At 72.4% G+C, this 24,767-nt stretch carries 1 protein-coding gene; it reads left to right on the top strand.

Going from position 1 to position 24,767, the window contains the following annotated elements:
- Nucleotides 1-78 precede the first annotated feature (78 nt).
- Nucleotides 79-24,753 carry a type I polyketide synthase gene (locus tag CP970_RS03325; RefSeq protein WP_150492931.1) on the top strand — a complete coding sequence of 8,225 codons (24,675 nt, stop codon included), beginning with the start codon at nt 79-81 and terminating at the stop codon, nt 24,751-24,753.
- Nucleotides 24,754-24,767 lie beyond the last annotated feature (14 nt).

The raw sequence follows: 24,767 nt of genomic DNA, 5'->3' as shown, positions 1-24,767 counted from the left end.
CCAGCCAGTACGCACTGGTACCCGCACACACTCTCACCACCCTGAGCACGGACTCACACCCAGAGGGGCAGCACGCACATGTCGACCGACGACAAGGTCCTCGACTACCTGAAGCGCCTGACCGCCGACCTGCGGCAGACCAAGCAACGCCTGCGCGAGGTCGAGGAGAAGGCCGGCGAGCCGATCGCGATCGTCGGCATGAGCTGCCGTTTCCCCGGCGGCGCGAACTCGCCCGAGGGCCTGTGGCGGCTTGTCGAGTCCGGTGCGGACGCGGTCTCCGGGTTCCCCGCCGAGCGCGGCTGGGACGTGGAGTCCCTCTACGACGCCGACCCCGACCGCTCGGGCACCACCTACACACGTGAAGGTGGCTTCCTGCACGAGGCGATGGAGTTCGACGCGGACTTCTTCGGCATCTCGCCGCGCGAGGCCCTCGCGATGGACCCGCAGCAGCGCCTCCTCCTGGAGACCTCCTGGGAGGCCTTCGAGCGGGCGGGCATCGACCCCAACTCCGTACGCGGCAGCCGTGCCGGAGTCTTCGTCGGCACCAACGGCCAGGACTACGCGCAACTGCTGATGGCCAATCAGGAAGCAGTCGAGGGGTACGCGGGCACGGGCATCTCGGCGAGCGTCATCTCCGGCCGCGTCTCGTACACGTTCGGTCTCGAAGGCCCGGCGGTCACGGTCGACACGGCCTGCTCGTCGTCCCTGGTCGCCCTGCACCTGGCGGCGCAGGCACTCCAGAAGGACGAGTGTGAACTGGCCCTCGTCGGCGGTGTGACGGTGATGTCGACGCCGGGCTCGTTCATCGAGTTCAGCCGCCAGCGCGGCCTCTCCGCCGACGGCCGCTGCAAGGCGTTCGCCGACGCCGCCGACGGCACCGGCTGGGGTGAGGGCGTCGGCATGCTCCTCGTCGAGCGCCTCTCCGACGCCCAGCGCAACGGCCACGAGATCCTCGCGGTGGTACGCGGCTCGGCGGTCAACCAGGACGGCGCGTCGAACGGTCTGACCGCCCCCAACGGCCCCTCCCAGCAGCGCGTGATCCGCCAGGCCCTCACCGGCGCTGGCCTCGCCCCGGGCGACGTGGACGTGGTCGAGGCGCACGGCACGGGTACGACCCTCGGCGACCCGATCGAGGCGCAGGCCCTCCTCGCGACGTACGGCCAGGACCGCGATGTCGACCGGCCGCTGTGGCTGGGTTCGGTGAAGTCGAACATCGGTCACACCCAGGCCGCGGCCGGTGTCGCGGGCATCATCAAGATGGTCATGGCGATGCGGCATGGTGTGCTGCCGCAGACCCTGCACGTCGACGAGCCGTCCTCACACGTGGACTGGTCCGCGGGGGCTGTTGAACTCCTGACGGAGTCTCAGCCCTGGCCCGAGACGGGTCGCCTGCGGCGCGCGGGCATTTCGTCGTTCGGTGTGAGCGGCACGAACGCACACGTGATCGTGGAGCAGGCTCCTGTCGTCGAGTCGGTGGAGGCTTCTGAGCCGACGGCGTATGACGGTGGTGTGGTGCCGTGGGTGCTGTCGGCGCGGAGTGCGGAGGCGCTGCGGGAGCAGGCGGCGCGGCTCGGCTCGGGGACGTCCGGGCTGAACGCGGTGGATGTGGGCTTCTCGCTGGCGACGACGCGTGCGGTGCTGGAGCAGCGTGCGGTGGTTGTCGCTGAGGGCGTGGAGGACCGGCTTGCCGCTTTGACCGCGTTGGCGGAGGGCAGGCAGGCGGCGGGTGTGGTGACGGGTGCGGCCGTCACCGGCCTGCTGGGTTTCCTTTTCTCGGGTCAGGGTTCGCAGCGGCTGGGGATGGGGCGTGAACTGGCGTCTCGTTTCCCGGTGTTCGCCACCGCCCTGGACGAGGTTCTCGATCTCCTGGCGCCTGAGGTGCGTGAGGTTCTCTTCGGTGAGGACGCGGATGCGCTGAACGAGACGGGTGTGACGCAGCCCGCGCTGTTCGCGGTGGAGGTGGCGCTGTTCCGGCTCTTGGAGTCGTGGGGCGTTCGCCCTGACCTGCTGGCTGGTCACTCGATCGGTGAGCTGGCTGCGGCCCATGTCGCGGGTGTGTGGTCCCTCGCGGATGCGGTGAAGGTGGTGTCGGCGCGTGCGGGGCTGATGCAGGCGCTGCCCGAGGGCGGCGCGATGGTCGCGATCCAGGCGAGCGAGGAGGAGATCGCCGGGGACCTGTCGGAGACCGTCGGCCTTGCGGCGGTCAATGGGCCGTCGTCGGTGGTCATTTCGGGTGTCGCGGCCGACGCTGAGGCTGTCGGGGAGAAGTGGCGTGAGGCGGGCCGCAAGGTCAGCAAGCTGCGCGTCAGTCACGCGTTCCACTCGCCGTTGATGGACCCGATGCTGGACGAGTTCCGCGCGGTTCTTGAGAGCGTTTCGTACGAGGCTCCTACGCTTCCCATCGTCTCGACGCTGACGGGTCAGCTGGCCACGGCCGAGGAACTGACGTCTCCCGATTACTGGGTGCGTCACGTCCGCGAGTCGGTGCGCTTCGCCGACGCCGTCGTGACGCTGCGCGAGCAGGGCGTTGCCGTGTTCGTCGAGGTCGGTCCCGGCGGCACGCTGGCAGCACTCGGCCTGGGGAGCGTGCCCGACGCGGTGTTCCTGCCCGCGCTGCGCGCGGACAGGCCTGAGGAGACCGCGCTCGTCACCACGGTCGCCGCACTGCACGCGCGGGGGACGGCCGTCGACTGGGCCGCCTACTTCGCGGGCAGCGGGGCTCGTCGGGTGGATCTGCCGACGTATGCGTTCCAGCGTGAGCGTTTCTGGCTGGATGCCGCGCCGGTGGGTGAGGGCGTCGGGCGGATGTCTCCGGTGGAGGCGCGGTTCTGGGAGGCCGTGGAGGAGGGCGATGTCGCTGACTTCGCGCGGACGTTGGACATGTCGTCGGAGGATCCGCTGAGTGCGGTCTTGCCCCGGCTTTCCGCGTGGCGCAGGGAGCAGCGTGACCGGTCTGCCGTGGAGGGCTGGCGGTACGGGGTCGAGTGGCGTGCGGTGGCCGCCGGGACCCGGCAGCTGGACGGCACGTGGCTGGTCATCGCCCCGGCGGGCGAGAACCGGACCGACTGGGTGCGGGACGCACTGGTCAGGAACGGCGCCGAGGCACATGTCCTCACGGTGGACCCGGAGTCGGCCGACTGGGCCGGGCAGCTGAACGGGCTGTCCGCGCCGAGCGGTGTCGTTTCCCTGCTGGGGTTCGCGGACAAGGGCGCCGCGCACACGGTGGGTGTGGTGCGGGCGTTGGGCGTGGCGGGTGTGTCGGCGCCGTTGTGGTGCTTGACGTCGGGTGCGGTGTCGGCGGCGCCGGGTGACCTGGTGGCCGGGTTCGAGCAGTCGATGGTGTGGGGTCTCGGCCGGGTGGCCGGGCTGGAGCAGTCCGGTCGCTGGGGTGGTCTGGTCGACCTGCCGGAGACGGACGACGAGGCGACGGGTGACCTGCTGGCTTCGGTCCTTGCCGGGGCGAGTGGTGAGGACCAGGTCGCCGTACGCGGTGGCGAGATCCTCGGTCGGCGTCTCGTGCCAGCCCCCGTGGGCAAGGTGCTGTCCGGAGAGGCATGGACGCCGCGCGGCACGGTCCTCGTGACCGGCGGCACCGGGGCACTCGGTGGGCACATCGCCAGGTGGCTGGTGGCCAAGGGCGCCGAGCACCTGCTGCTGACCAGCCGTCGTGGGCTGGCTGCCGACGGAGCCGAGGACCTGCGTGCGGAGCTGACCGCGCTCGGCGCCCGTGTCACGGTGGCGGCCTGCGACGTCGCCGACCGGGATGCCCTGGCGGACGTACTGGCCTCGGTGCCCGAGGAGTTCCCGCTCACCGCCGTGGTGCACGCGGCGGGTGTGGAGCGTTCGGCGGCCCTCGCCGACCTCGAAGCCGACGACCTCGCCGGCGCGCTCGCCGCCAAGGCCGACGGCGCGCGTAACCTGCACGAGCTGCTCGCCGACGCGCCGTTGGACGCGTTCGTGCTGTTCTCCTCGATCGCCGGTGTCTGGGGCAGCAGCGGCCAGGGCGCCTACGCGGCCGCCAACGCCTACCTGGACTCCCTCGCCGAGCACCGCCGTGCCCGGGGTCTGCCCGCCACCGCGGTCGCGTGGGGCCCGTGGGCCGACGGCGGCATGGTCGCCAACGCGGGGAAGCACGCCGCGGCGCAGCTGCGGCGTCTTGGCCTGCCCGCGATGGCCCCGGCGGCCGCGATCATGGGTCTGGCCACGGCGCTGGACCGGGCTGACGGGAACGTCGCCATCGCAGACGTGGACTGGGAGCGGTTCGCGGCCACGTTCACGGCGCAGCGGCCGAGCCCGCTGCTGAGCGAACTCCCGCAGGTGCGGGCGGTGTTCGAGGCCGAGGCGGCCGAGCAGGGTTCGTCGGCGCTCGCGCAGCGCCTCGCGGGTCTGGACGGGGCGGAGCAGGAGCGGCAGCTCACCGAGCTGGTGCGGTACGAGGCCGCGGCGGTTCTGGGACACGTGTCGGCCGACGCGTTCTCCGCGACCCGCGCCTTCCGTGACCTGGGCTTCGACTCGCTGACAGCGGTGGAGCTGCGGGCCCGGCTGAGTGAGGTCACGGGCATGGCTCTGCCCTCGACCCTGGTCTTCGACTACCCGACCGCTGCCGAGCTCGCGGCCCATCTGCGGACCGAACTGTCCGGTGCGGGCGCGGACTTCGCGCCCGCGGCTCCCGCCGTCGCAACCGGCGTGGCGGACGAGCCGATCGCGATCGTGGGCATGGCGTGCCGTTTCCCGGGCGGCGTCGCCAGCCCCGAGGGCCTGTGGCAGGTGCTGCTGTCCGGCGAGGACGCGGTGTCGGACTTCCCGACCGACCGCGGCTGGGACCTGGAGAAGCTGTACGACCCCGACCCGGACGGCGTGGGGACCTCGTACTCGCGTTCGGGCGCGTTCCTGTCGGACGTGAGCGGCTTCGACGCGGCCTTCTTCGGGATCTCGCCGCGCGAGGCCCTCGCCATGGACCCGCAGCAGCGCCTCCTCCTCGAAACCTCGTGGGAGGCCATCGAGCGCGCGGGCATCGACCCGAACGCGATCCGCGGCGGGCGCGTCGGCGTGTTCGTCGGCTCGAACATGCAGGACTACACCCACGTCATCGGGGAGTCCGCCGAGGACGTCGGCGGCTACGTGGCGACGGGCAACGCGGCGAGCGTCGCCTCCGGACGCCTCTCCTACACCTTCGGTTTCGAGGGCCCCGCGGTCACGGTCGACACGGCGTGCTCGTCGTCCCTGGTCGCCCTGCACCTCGCCGCGCAGGCCCTGCGGTCCGGTGAGTGCGAGATGGCGCTCGCGGGCGGTGTGACCGTGATGTCGACGCCGGGTGCGTTCATCGAGTTCAGCCGCCAGCGCGGCCTGGCTCTGGACGGCCGCTGCAAGGCGTTCGCCGACGCCGCCGACGGCACGGGCTGGGGCGAGGGCGTCGGCATGCTGGCCGTCGAGCGGCTCTCCGACGCGCAGCGCAACGGTCACAAGATCCTCGCCGTCGTACGCGGTTCCGCCGTGAACCAGGACGGCGCGTCGAACGGCCTGACGGCGCCGAACGGTCCGTCGCAGCAGCGGGTGATCCGTCAGGCGCTCGCGACGGCGGGTCTCTCCCCGTCCGACGTGGACGCGGTCGAGGCACACGGCACCGGCACCAAGCTCGGTGACCCGATCGAGGCACAGGCGCTCCTGGCGACGTACGGACAGGACCGGGCCGGTGAGCCGCTGTGGCTCGGTTCGATGAAGTCCAACATCGGCCACACGCAGGCCGCGGCCGGTGTCGCGGCTGTCATCAAGATGGTCATGGCGATGCGCCACGGCGTCCTGCCCCGCACCCTCCACGTCGACGAGCCGTCCACGCACGTCGACTGGTCGACCGGCGCGGTCGAACTCCTCACCGACGAGCGCGCGTGGCCGGACGTAGACCGGCCGTGGCGTGCGGGTGTGTCGTCGTTCGGCTTCAGCGGCACGAACGCACACGCCATCATCGAGCAGGCCCCTGCCGCAGAGCCGGTGGCGGCTCCGGAGACGACGGTGCGCAACGACGGTGCGGTGGTGCCGTGGGTGCTGTCCGCAGGAGACGAGGGTGCGCTGCGCGACCAGGCGGAGCGACTCCTGTCCCTCGTCGACGAGCACGCGCCCGTGGACGTCGGCTACTCGCTCGCCACGTCGCGCGCGACGCTGAGCCACCGTGCGGTGGCCGTCGGCGCCGACCGCTCGGAGCTGCGCGCCGCGTTGGAGGCGCTGGCCGGTGGCCGGGCGTCGGGTGCCGTGGTCTCGGGTGTGTCCGATGAGCCGGGCCGGGTGGGTTTCCTGTTCTCGGGTCAGGGTTCGCAGCGGCTGGGTATGGGGCGTGAACTGGCGTCTCGTTTCCCGGTGTTCGCCACCGCCCTGGACGAGGTTCTCGATCTCCTGGCGCCTGAGGTGCGTGAGGTTCTCTTCGGTGAGGACGCGGATGCGCTGAACGAGACGGGTGTGACGCAGCCCGCGCTGTTCGCGGTCGAGGTGGCTCTCTTCCGGCTTCTTGAGTCGTGGGGCGTACGTCCTGACCTGCTGGCCGGTCATTCGATCGGTGAGCTTGCTGCGGCACATGTCGCGGGTGTGTGGTCCCTCGTGGACGCGGTCAAGGTCGTGTCGGCGCGCGGTGCGCTGATGCAGGCGCTGCCCGAGGGTGGCGCGATGGTCGCGATCCAGGCGAGCGAGGAGGAGATCGCCGGGGACCTGTCGGAGACCGTCGGCATCGCGGCGGTCAACGGGCCGTCGTCCGTGGTGATTTCGGGTGTCGCGGCCGATGTGGAGGCCGTCGCCGAGCGCTGGTGCGAGGCGGGCCGCAAGGTCAGCAAGCTGCGGGTGAGCCACGCGTTCCACTCGCCGCTGATGGACCCGATGCTGGACGAGTTCCGTACGGTCCTTGAGGGTGTCTCGTACGAGGCTCCCGCAATCCCGATCGTTTCGACGCTGACCGGCGTGCGCGCCGCCGCCGACGAGCTGGCCTCGCCGGACTACTGGGTGCGTCACGTGCGCGAGTCGGTGCGCTTCGCCGACGCGGTGAGCACGCTGGTCGCCGAGGGTGTCGGCACGTTCGTCGAGGTCGGCCCGGGCGGCACGCTCTCGGCCCTCGGCCAGGAGTCCGCGCCCGACGCCGGATTCGTCCCCGTACTCCGTACCGAGCAGGCGGAGGAGGCCGCGCTCGTGTCGGCGCTGGCGCGGCTGTGCACGCGGGGCGTGCGACTGGACTGGGAGGCGTTCTTCGCCGGTCGTGGCGCGCGGCGCGTCGACCTGCCCACGTACGCCTTCCAGCGTGAGCGCTTCTGGCCCGACACGCTGCCGACGGTCGGTGACGTCTCCGCGGCAGGGCTCGGTGCGGCCGAGCATCCGCTGCTCGGCGCCGCTGTCGCCGTGGGTGACACGGACGGTGCGCTGCTGACCGGCAGGTTGTCGGTTCGGACGCACCCGTGGCTCGCCGACTTCGCGGTTCAGGGCTCGATCCTGCTGCCCGGCGCGGCGTTCCTTGAGCTGGCGATCCGCGCGGGCGACCAGGTCGGCTGCGACCTGGTCGAGGAGCTGACGCTGGACGCCCCCCTCGTCCTGCCCGAGAACGGCTCCGTGCGCGTGCAGCTCTGGGTCGGTGGCGCGGACGAGTCGGGCAGGCGTGAACTGACCTTCTACGCCAGTGAGGGCGACGCCGACGACGCCGGTGCGTGGACCCGGCATGCCACGGGAGCGCTGCGGTCCGGCACAGGCGCCGCCGCGGCCCCTCTGGGCGAGTGGCCGCCTGCCGGTGCGGAGGCCGTGGACGTCGACGGGTTCTATGACGGACTGCTGGGGTCGGACCTTGAGTACGGTCCGGTGTTCCAGGGCCTGCGGGCCGCCTGGCGCGGCGGCGACGAGGTGTTCGCCGAGGTCGCGCTGCCCGACGGCGTGAAGGCCGACGGCTTCGCTCTGCACCCGGCGCTGCTTGAAGCGGTGCTGCCCGCCATCGGGCTGATGGACGCGACGGATGTCCCGGAGGGGCTGCCGTCTTCGTGGTCGGGTGTGCGTCTGCACGCTTCCGGGGCGACCGAGCTGCGGGTGCGGCTCGCGTCCATCGGTGCGGATGGGGTGTCGCTGACGGTCGCGGACGGATCCGGTGCCCCGGTGGCCACCGTCGACTCGCTGGAGCTGCGCCCGGTGACGCTGCCCCGGCAGGAGCGGGAGGCGCTGTTCGGCGTCGACTGGGTGTCGGTGCCGGTGGTCGAGGACGCTGTGTCGTCCGTGGCGTGGGCCACTGATCTGGCGGAACTGGCCGCTTCTTCGGCTGAGTTGGCGGACTTCGTCGCCCTGTCGTGCCCGGTCGAGGCCGGTTCTGACCCGGTGGCGGCCGCGCACGAGGCTGCGCACTGGGCGCTTGGTGCGGTCCAGACGTGGCTTGCGGAGGAGCGGTTCGAGGCGTCGCGCCTGGCTGTGGTGACGCGTCGCGCGGTCTCCACCGCCGACGGCGAGGACGTACGGAATCTCGCCCATGCCGCGGTGTGGGGTCTGGTGCGCTCGGCGCAGTCGGAGAACCCCGACCGGATCGTTCTCGTCGACCTCGACGAAGAGCCGGAGTCGGCGGATGTGCTGCCTTCTCTCCTGGCTTGTGGTGAACCGCAGTTGGCGGTGCGTGCGGGCGCGGCAAGTGCCCCGCGTCTTGCGCGGGCCCAGCAGTCCGTGACGGACGACCCGGGCTTCGGCTCGGGTGCGGTTCTGATCACGGGTGCGACCGGCACTCTGGGTGGTCTGGTCGCCCGTCACTTGGTGGCGGAGCGTGATGTGCGCAGCCTGCTGCTGGTCAGCAGGCGCGGCGCCGACGCCGCGGGTGCGGAGGAACTGCGCGACGAACTGACCGGGCAGGGCGCCGAGGTGACGTTCGCGGCGTGCGACGTGTCCGACCGGGATGCGGTGGCGGCGCTGCTGTCCGCGCACGAGATCTCGGCCATCGTTCACACCGCTGGTGTGCTCGATGACGGCACGATCGGTTCGTTGACGCCGGAGCGGATCGACGGTGTGTTCCGGCCCAAGGTGGATGCCGCCTGGCATCTGCACGAGCTGACGCAGGATCTGGACCTGTCGGCGTTTGTCCTGTTCTCCTCCGTGGCTGGTGTGTTGGGCGGTCCGGGTCAGGGCAACTACGCGGCGGCGAATACGTTCCTGGACGCGCTGGCCCAGCACCGCCGCGCGACCGGTCTTGCCGCGACGTCGCTGGCCTGGGGTCTGTGGGCGGATGCGTCGGGTATGGCGGGCAGCCTCGATGAGGCGGATGTGCGGCGGATGGCACGTGGCGGTGTGCTGCCGCTGCGCTCGGCGGAGGGGCTGGCGCTGTTCGACGCGGCGGGCTGCACGGGGCGTGCGCTGCTCGCGCCCGTGCCGCTGGACTTGGCCGCGTTCCGCAGGCAGGCGCGCACTCAGCCGGTGGCGCACCTGCTGCGTGCGCTGGTGCGCGGCGTGACGCGCCGGGCGGCGGTGGCCGGGCAGGTGGCGCGTTCCGGGCTGGCGCAGTCGCTGGTGGGGATGTCGGCGGCCGAGCGGGAGAAGACGCTCCTGGACCTGGTGTTGGGGCATGTGGCCGTGGTTCTCGGGCACAGCTCGGCGCAGTCCGTCGCACCCGAACGCGCCTTCAGGGAGCTGGGGTTCGACTCGTTGAGCTCCGTGGAGCTGCGCAACCGGCTGAATGTGGCGACGGAGCTGGCGCTCCCTGCCACGTTGGTCTTCGACTATCCGACCCCGGCGGCGCTCGCCGCCTACCTCGGCGCCGAGCTGCTGGGCGGCGTCGTCGACGCCGTGGTCGACAGTCCCGTATCGACGGGTGTGGCCGATGAACCGATCGTAATTGTGGGCATGAGTTGCCGGTTCCCGGGTGGTGTGGGTTCGCCGGAGGATCTGTGGCGGCTGGTGGCCGGGGGTGGCGACGCGGTGTCGGAGTTCCCGGCCGACCGTGGCTGGGACCTGGACACTCTCTACGACCCGGACCCTGAGCACTCGTTGACCACGTACAGCCGCATGGGTGCCTTCCTGGACCAGGTGGCGGATTTCGATCCGGAGTTCTTCGGGATCTCGCCGCGCGAGGCGCTGGCGATGGACCCGCAGCAGCGCCTGCTCCTGGAGACCTCGTGGGAGGTCTTCGAGCGGGCGGGCATCGACCCCAACTCCGTACGCGGCAGCCGTTCCGGCGTGTTCGTCGGCACCAACGGCCAGGACTACATGGCCCTGTTGATGGCCGCGCAGGAGATGGTCGAGGGATACGCGGGCACGGGCATCTCGGCGAGCGTCATCTCCGGCCGTCTGTCCTACACGTTCGGCCTCGAAGGCCCGGCGGTCACGGTCGACACGGCGTGCTCCTCGTCCCTGGTCGCCCTCCACCTCGCCGCGCAGGCCCTGCAGAAGGGCGAGTGCGAGATGGCACTCGTCGGTGGCGCGACGGTGATGTCGACGCCGGGTGCGTTCGTCGAGTTCAGCCGCCAGCGCGGTCTGGCCGAGGACGGCCGGGTCAAGGCATTCGCCGATGCCGCTGATGGCACGGGTTGGGGCGAGGGCGTCGGCATGCTCCTCGTGGAGCGCCTCTCCGACGCGCAGCGCAACGGCCACGAGATCCTCGCCGTCGTACGCGGCTCGGCGGTGAACCAGGACGGCGCGTCGAATGGTCTGACGGCGCCGAACGGCCCGTCGCAGCAGCGTGTGATCCGCCAGGCCCTGGAGACCGCAGGTCTCGCTCCGTCCGACGTGGACGCGATGGAGGCGCACGGCACGGGCACGAAGCTGGGTGACCCGATCGAGGCGCAGGCGCTGCTCGCCACCTACGGCCAGGGGCGCGATGCCGACCGGCCGCTGTGGCTGGGTTCGGTGAAGTCGAACATCGGTCACACGCAGGCGGCTGCCGGTGTGGCGGGTGTGATCAAGATGGTCATGGCGATGCGGCATGGTGTGCTGCCGCAGACCCTGCACGTCGACGAGCCGTCCACGCATGTGGACTGGTCGGCGGGCGCCGTCGAGCTCCTGACGGAGGCCAAGCCGTGGCCTGCCGCGGACCGTCCGTGGCGTGCGGGTGTGTCGTCGTTCGGCGTGAGCGGCACCAACGCGCACGTGATCGTGGAGCAGGCTCCCGTCACGGCGCAGGCGGAAGCCGCGGAGCCGACGGCGTACGACGGTGGTGTGGTGCCGTGGGTGCTGTCGGCGCGGAGCGCGGAGGCGCTGCGGGAGCAGGCGGCGCGGCTCGGCTCGGCAGTGACCGACTTGAACCCCGTGGACGTGGGCTTCTCGCTGGCGACTACGCGTGCGGTGCTGGAGCAGCGTGCGGTGGTCGTCGCTGAGGGTGCGGAGGACCGGTTTGCCGCTTTGACCGCGTTGGCGGAGGGCAGGCAGGCGGCGGGTGTGGTGACGGGTGCGGCCGTCACCGGCCTGCTGGGTTTCCTGTTCTCGGGTCAGGGTGCGCAGCGGCTCGGCATGGGGCGTGAACTGGCGGACCGTTTCCCGGTGTTCGCCACCGCCCTGGACGAGGTGCTTGATCTGCTGGCGCCTGAGGTCCGTGAGGTGCTGTTTGGTGAGGACGCGGATGCGCTGAACGAGACGGGTGTGACGCAGCCCGCGTTGTTCGCGGTGGAGGTGGCGCTGTTCCGCCTCTTGGAGTCGTGGGACGTTCGCCCTGACCTGCTGGCTGGTCACTCGATCGGTGAGCTCGCGGCGGCACATGTCGCGGGTGTGTGGTCCCTGGCCGACGCGGTCAAGGTCGTGTCGGCTCGTGCGGGGCTGATGCAGGCGCTGCCCGAGGGCGGCGCGATGGTCGCCATTCAGGCAACCGAGGAGGAGATCGCCGGGGACCTGTCGGAGACGGTCGGTATCGCGGCGGTCAACGGGCCCTCGTCGGTGGTGATTTCCGGTGTCGCGGCCGATGTGGAGGCTGTTGGCGAGAAGTGGCGTGAGGCGGGCCGTAAGGTCACCAAGCTCCGTGTGAGCCACGCGTTCCACTCGCCGCTGATGGACCCGATGCTGGACGACTTCCGTACGGTCCTTGAGAGCGTGTCGTACGAGGCTCCCTCGATCCCGATCGTTTCGACGCTGACCGGCCGGTCGGCCACGGCCGATGAACTGACGTCGCCCGAGTACTGGGTGCGTCACGTGCGCGAGTCGGTGCGGTTCGCCGACGCGGTGAACACGCTGGTCGCCGACGGCGTCGGCACGTTCGTCGAGGTCGGTCCCGGTGGCACGCTGTCCGCGCTGGGTCAGGAGTCCGCGCCCGACGCCGCCTTCGTGCCGGTGCTGCGCACCGACCGTTCGGAAGAGTCCACGCTGGCCGCCGCGCTCGCCGAAGTGCACGTCCGGGGCGCCCAGGTGGATTGGGACGCCTACTTCGCGGGCAGCGGGGCCCGTCGCGTCGACCTGCCGACGTACGCCTTCCAGCGTGAGCGCTACTGGCTGGACGTGGTGCCGGGCGCCGGTGACGTGTCGGCGGCCGGTCTCGGTCCCGCCGAGCACCCGCTCCTCGGTGCGACCGTTGTGCTCGGTGGCACGGACGGTGTGCTGCTGACGGGTCGTCTTTCGGTGCAGACCCACCCGTGGCTGGGGGATCACGCGGTCATGGGTTCGGTGCTGCTGCCGGGTACGGCGTTCTTGGACCTGGCGGTCCGTGCGGGTGACCAGGTCGGGTGTGACCTGGTGGAGGAGTTGACGCTTGAGGCGCCGCTCGTGCTGCCTGCGAGCGGTGCGGTGCGGGTGCAGGTCTCGGTCGGTGCCGAGGACGCGTCCGGCAGGCGGGAGTTGACCTTCCACTCCAGTGCGGGTGACTTGGAGGACGGTCGTTCGTGGACCCGGCACGCCACCGGTGTGCTGCGTTCCGGCGGACGCTCCGGCGGGGACGCGCTGACCCAGTGGCCGCCGACAGGGGCCGAGGCCGTGGACCTCGACGGGTTCTACGAGAACATGGCGGAGGACGGCTTCGGCTACGGTCCGGTGTTCCAGGGCCTGCGCGCCGTCTGGCGCGAGGGCGAGACGCTCTTCGCCGAGGTCGCGCTCCCTGAGGGTGTGCGGACGGAGGGCTTCGGCCTGCACCCGGCGCTGCTCGACGCCGCGCTGCACGCCACTGGCGTCACGCGTGCGGCCGACGAACCGGGCAAGCTGCCGTCTTCGTGGTCGGGTGTGCGTCTGCACGCTTCCGGGGCGACCGAGCTGCGGGTGCGGCTCGCGCCCGCCGGTTCGGACGGGGTGTCGCTGACGGTCGCGGACGGATCCGGTGCCCCGGTGGCCACCGTCGACTCGCTGGAGCTGCTTCCGGCCGCCCCGGTGCAGGCGGCTGCTGATGAGCGCGGTGACGCGCTCTTCGGTGTCGACTGGGTGTCGGTGCCGGTGGTCGAGGATGCCGCCCCGACGGTCGAGTGGGCCACTGATCTGGCGGAACTGGCCGCGTCGAGCGCCGAGTTGACCGACTTCGTCGCCCTGTCGTGCCCGGTCGAGGCAGGTTCTGACCCGGTGGCGGCCGCGCACGAGGCTGCGCACTGGGCGCTTGGTGCGGTCCAGGCGTGGCTCGGTGAGGAGCGGTTCGAGGCGTCGCGTCTGGTCGTCGTGACGCGCCGCGCGGTCGCCACCACCGGAGACGAGGACGTACGCAATCTCGCCCATGCCGCGGTGTGGGGTCTGGTGCGCTCCGCGCAGTCGGAGAACCCCGACCGGATCGTCCTCGTCGACCTCGACGAGGAGGCGGCTTCGACCGAGGCGCTGTCTGCCGTACTGGCCACGGGCGAGCCGCAGTTGGCGCTCCGCGCGGGTGCCGCCACGGCCCCCCGCCTGGCGCGTGCGCAGCAGTCCGTGGTGGACGACCCCGGCTTCGGCTCGGGTGCCGTCCTGATCACCGGTGCCACGGGCACTCTGGGCGGCCTCGTCGCCCGTCACTTGGTGGCGGAGCGTGATGTGCGCAGCCTGCTGCTGGTCAGCAGGCGCGGTGCCGACGCCGCGGGTGCGGAGGAACTGCGCGACGAACTGACCGCGCAGGGCGCCGAGGTGACGTTCGCGGCGTGCGACGTGTCCGACCGGGAGGCCGTCGCGGCTCTCCTGTCCGCGCACGAGATCTCCGCCGTCGTCCACACCGCTGGTGTCCTGGACGACGGAGTGATCGGCTCGCTCACTCCCGAACGTATCGACGACGTGTTCCGGCCCAAGGTCGACGCGGCGCACCACCTGCACGAGTTGACCCTCGACCTGGACCTGTCCGCCTTCGTGATGTTCTCTTCCGCCGCCGGTGTGTTCGGCGGTCCGGGTCAGGGCAACTACGCGGCGGCGAACAGCTTCCTCGACGCGCTGGCCCAGCACCGTCGGGCGCGGGGTCTTGCCGCGACGTCGCTGGCTTGGGGTCTGTGGGCGGACGCGTCGGGTATGGCGGGCAGCCTCGATGAGGCGGATGTGCGGCGGATGGCGCGTGGCGGTGTGCTGCCGCTGCGCTCGGCGGAAGGGCTGGCGCTGTTCGACGCGGCGGCCTCCACGGGGCGTGCGCTGCTCGCGCCCGTGCCGCTGGACCTGCCCGCGTTCCGTAAGCAGGCGCGCACTCAGCCGGTGCCGCACCTGCTGCGTGCGCTGGTGCGCGGCGCGACGCGCCGGGCGGCGGTGGCCGGGCAGGTGGCGCGTTCCGGGCTGGCGCAGTCGCTGGTGGGGATGTCGGCGGCCGAGCGGGAGAAGACGCTCCTGGACCTGGTGTTGGGGCATGTGGCCGTGGTTCTCGGGCACAGCTCGGCGCAGTCCGTCGCACCCGAACGCGCTTTCAAGGAGCTGGGGTTCGACTCGTTGAGCTCCGTCGAGCTGCGCAACCGGCTGAACGTGGCGACGGAGCTGGCGCTGCCCGCCACGCTGGTCTTCGACTATCCGACCCCGGCGGCGCTCGCCGCCTACCTCGGTGCCGAGCTGCTGGGCGGTGTCGCCGACGTCGTGGTCGATGGTCCTGCGGTTGGCATGGTGGATGAGCCGATCGCGATCGTGGGCATGAGTTGCCGGTTCCCGGGTGGCGTGGGTTCGCCGGAGGATCTGTGGCGCCTGGTGGCCGGGGGCGGTGACGCGGTGTCGGAGTTCCCGGCCGACCGTGGCTGGGACCTGGACACCCTCTTCGACCCGGACCCCGGGCACTCGCTGACCACGTACAGCCGCATGGGTGCCTTCCTGGACCAGGTGGCCGATTTCGATCCGGAGTTCTTCGGGATCTCGCCGCGCGAGGCGCTGGCGATGGACCCGCAGCAGCGGCTGCTCCTGGAGACCTCGTGGGAGGTCTTCGAGCGGGCGGGCATCGACCCGAACTCGGTGCGCGGCAGCCGTTCCGGCGTCTTTGTCGGCACCAACGGCCAGGACTACACGGCCCTGTTGATGGCCGTACGAGAGAACGTCGACGGCTACGTGGGCACCGGAAACGCCGCGAGTGTCATCTCCGGCCGTTTGTCCTACACGTTCGGGCTCGAAGGCCCGGCCGTGACGGTCGACACGGCGTGCTCGTCGTCCCTGGTCGCCCTGCACTGGGCGAGCCAGTCGCTGCAGAAGGGCGAGTGTGAAATGGCGCTCGTCGGCGGTGTGACCGTGATGTCGACGCCGGGTGCGTTCATCGAGTTCAGCCGCCAGCGCGGCCTGGCCGAGGACGGCCGCGTCAAGGCCTTCGCCGATGCCGCGGACGGCACCGGCTGGGGTGAGGGCGTCGGCATGCTCCTCGTCGAGCGGCTCTCCGACGCCCAGCGCAACGGCCACGAGATCCTCGCCGTCGTACGCGGTTCCGCGGTGAACCAGGACGGCGCGTCCAACGGCCTCACCGCCCCCAACGGCCCGTCCCAGCAGCGCGTGATCCGGCAGGCACTCGCCAGCGCCGGGCTCGTCGCAGCCGACGTGGACGTGATGGAGGCGCACGGCACGGGCACCAAGCTGGGCGACCCGATCGAGGCGCAGGCGCTCCTGGCCACCTACGGCCAGGACCGGCCCGCCGACCGGCCGCTCCTGCTCGGCTCGATCAAGTCCAACATCGGTCACACGCAGGCCGCGGCCGGTGTCGCGGGTGTGATCAAGATGGTCATGGCGATGCGCCACGGCGTACTGCCGCAGACCCTGCACGTCGACGAGCCGTCCACGCACGTGGACTGGTCGGCCGGCGCCGTCGAGCTCCTGACGGAGTCTCAGCCGTGGCCGGAGAGCGGTCACCTGCGCAGGGCGGGTGTGTCGTCGTTCGGCGTGAGCGGCACCAACGCGCACACCATCATCGAGCAGGCCCCCGAGACCGAGCGGACGGAAACCCCCGAACCGCTGGCCGTCGGCACTGTCGACACAGTCGTTCCGTGGGTGTTGTCGGCGCGGAGCGCGGATGCGCTGCGTGAGCAGGCCGCGCGCCTGAAGTCCTTCGTGGAGGCGTCGGGCGACCTGTCCGTGGTGGATGTGGGTCGTTCGCTGGTGTCGTCGCGTGCGGTGCTTGAGCACCGTGCGGTGGTGGTCGGCGCCGAGCGGTCGGAGTTGCTGGAGGCCTTGGACGCGGTGGCTGAGGGCCAGGTGTCCGGCGCCGTGGTGACGGGTGTGTCCGATGAGCCGGGCCGGGTGGGCTTCCTGTTCTCGGGTCAGGGGTCGCAGCGGCTGGGGATGGGCCGCGAACTGGCCGCCCGTTTCCCGGTGTTCGCCGAGGCGCTGGACCAGGTGCTCGCGGAGTTCGACCCGCAGGTCCGTGAGGTGCTGTTGGGTGAGGACACGGATGCGCTGAACCAGACCGGGGTGACGCAGCCCGCGCTGTTCGCGGTCGAGGTCGCGCTGTTCCGTCTCCTGGAGTCGTGGGGCATACGCCCTGACGCCCTTGCCGGTCACTCGATCGGTGAGCTGGCCGCCGCGCACGTCTCTGGCGTGTGGTCCCTCGCGGACGCCGTCAAGGTGGTCTCCGCGCGAGGCCGGTTGATGCAGGCGCTGCCCGAGGGCGGCACGATGTTCGCCATCCAGGCGACCGAGGAAGAGGTCACCGAGGACCTGCCGGACACCGTCGGCATCGCCGCGGTCAACGGCCCGAACTCCGTGGTCGTCTCCGGTGTCGCCACCGATGTCGAGGCCGTGAGCGAGAAGTGGCGTGAGGCGGGCCGTAAGGTCACCAAGCTGCGCGTCAGCCACGCGTTCCACTCGCCGCTGATGGACCCGATGCTGGACGAGTTCCGTACGGTCCTGGCGAGCGTCTCCTACGAGGCTCCCTCGATCCCGATCATTTCCACCCTGACCGGCGTGCGCGCCACCGCCGACGAGCTGGCCTCGCCGGACTACTGGGTGCGTCACGTGCGCGAGTCGGTGCGGTTCGCCGACGCGGTGAACACGCTGGTCGCCGAGGGTGTGGGCACGTTCGTCGAGGTCGGTCCCGGTGGCACGCTGTCCGCGCTGGGCCGGGAGTCCGCGCCCGACGCCGCCTTCGTGCCGGTGCTGCGCGGTGAGCGCCCGGAGGCGCTGGCCGTCACGACGGCCGCGGGACACCTGCACGTACGCGGTGTGACCGTGGACTGGGACGTCTTCTTCGCCGGTCACGTGACGCGGCGGGTCGACCTGCCCACGTACGCGTTCCAGCGCGAGCGCTTCTGGCCCGACGTGCTGGCGGCGGTCGGCGACGTGTCGGCGGCCGGGCTCGGTGCGGCCGAGCACCCGCTGCTCGGCGCCGCCGTCACCCTCGGCGGCACGGAAGGCGTGCTGCTGACCGGGCGCCTGTCCGTGCAGACCCACCCGTGGCTCGCCGATTCCGTGGTGCGGGGCTCGACCCTGCTGCCCGGCTCCGCGTTCGTGGAGCTGGCGATCCGCGCGGGTGACCAGGTCGGCTGCGACCTGGTGGAGGAGTTGACGCTTGAGGCGCCGCTCGTCCTGCCCGAGAGCGGTGCGGTGCGGGTACAGGTCTCGGTCGGTGCCGAGGACGCGTCCGGCAGGCGCGAGCTGGCCTTCTACGCCAGTGAGGGTGACGTCGACGACGCCGGTTCCTGGACCAGGCACGCCACCGGCCTGCTCCGGGCGGGCGGTGGCGCGGGCGGGGAGTCCCTCGTCGTGTGGCCGCCCGCCGGAGCCGAAGCCGTGGACCTGGACGGCTACTACGACCGCATGGCCGACGGCGGCTTCGGCTACGGCCCCGCCTTCCGTGGCCTGCGTGCCGCCTGGCGCGGCGGCGACGAGGTGTTCGCCGAGGTCGCGCTGCCCGACGGCGTCAAGCCCGACGGCTTCGGCCTGCACCCGGCGCTGCTCGATGCCGCGCTGCACACCATCGGCCTGACGAACCAGGCCGACACCACCGGCAAGCTGCCCTTCTCCTGGGCCGGTGTGCGCCTGCACGCCTCCGGCGCGACGGTGCTGCGCGTGCGGCTGACGCCCGCGGGTCCCGCGGGCACGGACGCGGTGGCGCTGACGATCGCGGACGGGGCGGGCGCTCCGGTGGCGAGCGTGGACACCCTGGTGCTGCGCCCGATGACGGCGACGGTGACGCGACAGGAGCGGGAGGCGCTGTTCGGCGTCGACTGGGTGTCGCTCCCGCCGTCCGACGGCGAAGCCCCGACGACACGGTGGACCGACCTGGAAGCACTGACCCGGGCACAGGACACGGATCAGCCCGATTTCGTGGTCCTGCCCTGCCCGGTCGAGGCCGGTTCGGACCCGGCCGCCGCCGCGCACTGGGCGCTCGACGCGATCCGGACGTGGCTTGCGGAGGAGCGGTTCGAGGCGTCGCGCCTGGCTGTGGTGACGCGTCGCGCGGTCGCCACCACCGGAGACGAGGACGTACGCAATCTTGCTCATGCCGCCGTCTGGGGTCTGGTGCGCTCGGCGCAGTCGGAGAACCCCGACCGGATCGTCCTCGTCGACCTCGACGAGGAGGCGGCTTCGACCGAGGCGCTGTCTGCCGTACTGGCCACGGGCGAGCCGCAGTTGGCGCTCCGCGTGGGTGCGGCGAGCGCCCCGCGTCTTGCGCGGGCCCGGCAGTCCGTCGTGGCCGACCCCGGGTTCGGTTCCGGCACGGTGCTCGTCACCGGCGCCGCGGACACCCTGGGCGGGCTCGTCGCCCGGCACCTGGTCGCGGAGCGCGACGTACGCAGCCTGCTGCTGGTCGGCGGGCGTGGCGTCGAGGCCGCGGGTGCGGAGGAGCTGCGCGACGAACTGACCGCGCAGGGCGCCGAGGTGACGTTCGCGGCCTGCGACGTGGCCGACCGCGATGCGCTGGCCGCGCTGCTGGCCGAGCACCGGATCTCCGCCGTCGTCCACACCACCGCTTTCGCGGACGACGACCGCGCGACCGGCTCGCCGACCGGGGACCGGATCGACACCGTGTTCCGGCCCACCGCCGATGCGGCGTACCACCTGCACGAACTGACCCGCGACCTGGACCTGTCCGCGTTCGTCCTGTTCTCCTCGGCGGCCGGTACGTTCGGCACGCCGGGACAGGGCCTCCACGCGGCGGTGAGCACGTTCCTCGACGCGCTCGCGCAGCACCGCGCGGCGGCCGGTCTGCCCGCCACCTCGCTGGCCCGGGGCCCGTGGGAGACGACCGGCGAACCGCAGGACAGCGACGCGCCGCCGACGACCGTCGACGGCGTGCACCCGCTCGGCACGGCCGATGGCCTCGCCCTGTTCGACGCCGCTGCCTCCACGGGGCGCACCCTCCTCGTCCCCGTACCGCTCGACCTGCCCGCGCTCCACAAGCAGGCGCGCACCCAGCAGGTGCCGCACCTGCTGCGCGCACTGGTGCGCGGCACGGCACGCAGGGCCGCCGCGGCCGCCCACGTCGCCGGGTCCGCGCTGGCGCAGTCCCTCGCGGGACTGACCGGGGCCGAGCGGGACAAGGCGCTCCTCGACCTCGTGCTCGGGCACGTGGCCGTGGTCCTCGGACACGGCTCGGCGCATTCCGTCGCGCCCGAACGTGCCTTCAAGGAGCTCGGGTTCGACTCGCTGACCGCCGTCGAGTTCCGCGACCGGCTCAACGCGGCCACCGAGCTGCGGCTGCCCGCGACGCTCGTCTTCGACTACCCGACCCCGGCCGCGCTCGTCGCGTACATCGCCGCCGAACTCGCCGGGGCACCCGTCGACACCGCGCCCGCGCGCAGGACCCTCGCGGTGTCCGACGAGCCGATCGCCATCGTCGGCATGAGCTGCCGTTACCCCGGCGGTGCCAACTCGCCCGAGGAACTGTGGCGGCTCGTGCACGAGGGCATCGACGCCATCAGCGAGTTCCCGACCAACCGGGGCTGGAACCTGGAGACCCTGTACGACCCGGACCCCGACCACTTCGGCACCACCTACGCCCGCGAGGGCGGCTTCCTGCACGACGCCGACCGCTTCGACCCCGCGTTCTTCGGCATCTCGCCGCGCGAGGCCCTCGCCATGGACCCGCAGCAGCGGCTGCTCCTGGAAACCTCCTGGGAGGCCTTCGAGCACGCGGGCGTCGACCCGACCGGGGTGCGGGGCAGGGACATCGGAGTCTTCACGGGTACCAGCCTCCAGGACTACGACGCGCTCCTCGCGTCCAGTGAGGAGAGCGTCGAGGGATACGTCGGCACGGGCAACGCGGCGAGCGTCATGGCGGGCCGCCTGTCCTACACGTTCGGGCTCGAAGGCCCGGCCGTGACGGTCGACACGGCGTGCTCGTCGTCCCTGGTCGCCATGCACCTCGCCGCGCAGGCACTGCGGTCGGGGGAGTGCGACATGGCCCTGGCGGGCGGTGTGACCGTCATGTCGACGCCGGGCGCGTTCCTGGACTTCAGCCGCCAGCGCGGGCTCTCCGTCGACGGCCGGTGCAGGCCGTTCTCCTCGGACGCGGAGGGCACGGGCTGGGGCGAGGGCGTCGGCATGCTCGTCCTGGAGAAGCTGTCCGACGCCCAGCGCAACGGCCACGAGATCCTCGCCGTCGTACGGGGCTCCGCGGTGAACCAGGACGGCGCGTCCAACGGTCTGACCGCTCCCAACGGTCCCTCGCAGCAGCGGGTGATCCGCCAGGCGCTCGCCAGCGCCGGGCTCTCCGCCGCCGACGTGGACGTGATGGAGGCGCACGGCACGGGCACCAAGCTGGGCGACCCGATCGAGGCGCAGGCCCTGCTCGCCACCTACGGCCAGGACCGCCCCGAGGACCAGCCCCTGTGGCTCGGTTCGCTGAAGTCCAACATCGGCCACACCCAGGCCGCGGCAGGCGTCGGCGGCATCATCAAGATGGTCATGGCGCTGCGGCACGGCACGCTGCCCAAGACCCTGCACGTCGCCGAGCCGACGCCGCAGGTCGACTGGTCGGCCGGCGACATCGAGCTCCTCACCGAGGCCAGGCCCTGGCCCGACACGGGCCGGCCGCGCCGGTTCGCGGTGTCGTCGTTCGGGTTCAGCGGCACCAACGCGCACGCCATCGTCGAACAGGCACCGGTCACCGCGACCGCGGCGCCGAGGACCGCACCGCGACCTGCCGCGTCCCCGCTGCCGCTGCTGGTCTCCGGACGGGGCGAGGACGCACTGCGGACCCAGGCGGAACGGCTGCGCGCCCACCTCGTGGCGCACCCGGACCTGAACCCGCTCGACGCCGCCGCCACCCTCGCGACCGAACGGCCCGCCCTCGAACACCGGGCGGTCGTCGTCGGCCTGGACCGCGACGAACTCCTCGCGAACCTCACGGCCCTCGTCGAGGGAAGGACCGCGAACGAACTGGTCTCCGGCGTCGCAGGAGGACACCGCCCCGCGTTCCTCTTCTCCGGCCAGGGCGCGCAGCGCCTGGGCATGGGACGCGAGCTGTACGACGCCTTCCCCGTGTTCGCCAAGGCCCTCGACGACGTCCGCGCCCACCTCGCCGCGCACACCGAACAGCCCCTGCTCGACGTGCTGTTCGGGGACGACGCCGACGCGCTGAACGAGACCGGTGCGACGCAGCCCGCGCTGTTCGCGGTCGAGGTCGCGCTGTTCCGGCTCCTTGAGTCGTGGGGTGTACGTCCTGACGTGCTTGCCGGTCACTCGATCGGTGAGCTCGCGGCGGCACATGTCGCGGGTGTGTGGTCCCTCACGGACGCCACCAAGGTGGTCGCGGCCCGGGGCCGGCTGATGCAGGCGCTGCCCGACGGCGGTGCGATGGTCGCCGTCCAGGCGAGCGAGGCCGAACTCCTGCCGGACCTGTCCGACACCGTGGGCATCGCCGCGGTCAACGGGCCTTCGGCGGTGGTCGTTTCCGGTGTCGCCGCCGATGTGGAGGCCGTGGGCGAGCGCTGGCGCGAGGCAGGCCGCAAGGTCACCAGGCTCCGCGTCAGCCACGCGTTCCACTCGCCGCTGATGGAGCCGATGCTCGACGACTTCCGCAAGGTCCTGGAGAGCGTCTCGTACGAGGCTCCCGCGATCCCGATCGTGTCCACGCTGACCGGCACGCAGGCGAGCACCGAGGAACTGACGTCGCCCGAGTACTGGGTGCGGCACGTGCGCGAATCGGTGCGGTTCGCCGACGCCGTCGCCACGCTGCGGGACCAGGGCACCGACCTGTTCCTGGAGATCGGCCCCGGCGGCGTGCTCTGCGCGCTCGGCCAGGAGACCGCGCCCGACGCGACCTTCGTCCCCGCGCTGCGCGGCGACCGTTCGGAGACGCTCGCCCTGGCGACCGCCGCGGGCAGGCTGCACGTGCTCGGCGTACCCGTCGACTGGTCCGAACTGACCGCCGGTGGCACGCACACCGACCTGCCCACCTACGCCTTCCGGCGCGACAGGTACTGGCCGGTCATCGCCGACGCCCCCGCCGGAGACGTCTCCGGCGCCGTCGACGCCCGGTTCTGGGCCGCGGTGGCGGACGGCGACCTCGGTGAACTCGCCGCCGAGCTCGCCGTGTCGCCCGACGACACGATCGGCGCGGTGCTGCCCCGCCTCTCGTCGTGGCGGCGCGAACAGGCCGAGCACTCCACCGTCGACAGCTGGCGCTACCGCGTCACCTGGCAGCCGATGAGCGACCCCACCCCGGCGCTCACGGGCACCTGGCTCGTCGTCAGCAGGGACGGCACGGGGGAGGAGGCCGTCGCCGCCGCGCTGAGCAGGCACGGCGCACGCGTCCTGCCGGTCAGGACCGGCGAGGCGACGGACCGCGCGGCACTCGCGGCGCGCGTGGCCACCGACGAGCCCGTCGCGGGCGTGCTCTCCCTGCTCGCCCTCGACCCCGAACTGCCCTCCGCGGGCCTGACCGCCACCCTCGCCCTCATCCAGGCCCTCGGCGACAACGACCTCGCCGCGCCCCTGTGGTGCGCGACCCGGGGAGCGGCCCGCACCGGCGGGTCCGACGCCCCCGCAAGCCCCGACCAGGCGATGGTCTGGGGCCTCGGCAGGGTCGCCGGGCTCGAACAGCCGGACCGCTGGGGCGGCCTGGTCGACCTGCCCGAGACGCTCGACGAGCGTGCGGGCACCCGCCTCGCGGGCGTCCTGTCCGCCGCGGGCGACGAGGACCAGCTCGCGGTGCGCAGCGGCGGAGTGTTCGTCCGCAGGCTCGTCCGGGCGGCCGCGGGCCGCGTCGGGGACTGGAGCCCCAGCGGCACGGTCCTCGTCACCGGCGGCACCGGCGGGCTCGGCGCGCACATCGCCCGCTGGCTGATCGCCAAGGGCGCCGAGCACCTGCTGCTCACCAGCCGCCGCGGGCCCGCGGCCGAGGGCGCGGCGGAACTCCACGCGGAACTCACCGCGTTGGGCGCCCGCGTCACGATCGCCGCCTGCGACGCCGCGGACCGGGACGCCCTCGCGGGGCTGCTCGCCACGGTGCCCGACGAGTTCCCGCTCACCGGGGTCGTGCACGCGGCGGGCGTCCTCGACGACGGCGTGCTGTCCGGGCTCACCCCGGAGCGACTGCACGCCGTGCTGCGGCCGAAGGTCGACGCCGCGATCAACCTGGACGAACTGACCAGGGACCACAAGCTGTCGGCGTTCGTGATGTTCTCCTCGCTCTCCGGCACGCTCGGCGGTTCGGGCCAGGCGAACTACGGGGCCGCCAACACCTTCCTGGAAACCCTCGCGGAACGACGCGCGGCGGCGGGCCTGCCCGCCACCACGGTCGCGTGGGGACCCTGGGGCGGCGGCGGCATGGCCGAAGGGGCGCTCGGCGACTCCCTGCGCCGCCGCGGCCTGAACCCGATGGAGCCCGAGCAGGCCATCGCCGCGCTGGACCGGGTGGTCCGGCTCGGCGACCCGATGGCGCTCGTCGCGGACATCGACTGGGACCTGTTCGCCCCGACCTTCACCGCGGTACGGCCCAGCCCGCTCCTGTGGGAACTCTCCGGCGGACCCGGCGCCCGCGACACCGCGGACGCGAGTGCGCCGAGCGACCTCACGGCCCAACTGACCGCTCTGTCAGGAGCCGAACGCGAACGCGCCGTGCTCGACATGGTGCGCGAGTACGCGGCGGCCGTCCTCGGCCACGACGGCACCAAGCTGGTCGAGCCGGGCCGGGCGTTCCAGGAACTCGGCTTCGACTCGCTGACCTCGGTCGAGTTCCGCAACCTCCTCAACGTGGCGACCGGCCTGAGCCTGCCCGCCACGCTCGTCTTCGACCACCCCACGCCGTCCGCGCTCGCCGCGTACGTACTCGACGCGCTGCCGGGCGGCGGCGCGCCGACCATCGACGCGGAACTGGACCGCCTCGAATCCGCCCTTTCCCTCCTCACGCCCGACGACGAGCAGAGCACCGCCGTCGGCACCCGACTCCGCGCGCTCCTCTCCATGTGGGACGAAGCGCACACCCGCACGGAACCGGCCGAGTCCGCTACGGACGCGCGTACGGCGACGGCGGACGAGCTGCTCGCGCTGCTCGACGAACAACTCGGCAACTCCTGAGCACCAGCCGCTCG

The sequence above is a fragment of the Streptomyces kanamyceticus genome (genome assembly GCF_008704495.1).
Taxonomy (GTDB): Bacteria; Actinomycetota; Actinomycetes; order Streptomycetales; family Streptomycetaceae; genus Streptomyces; species Streptomyces kanamyceticus.
This window is presented reverse-complemented; position numbering and strand designations above follow the sequence as displayed.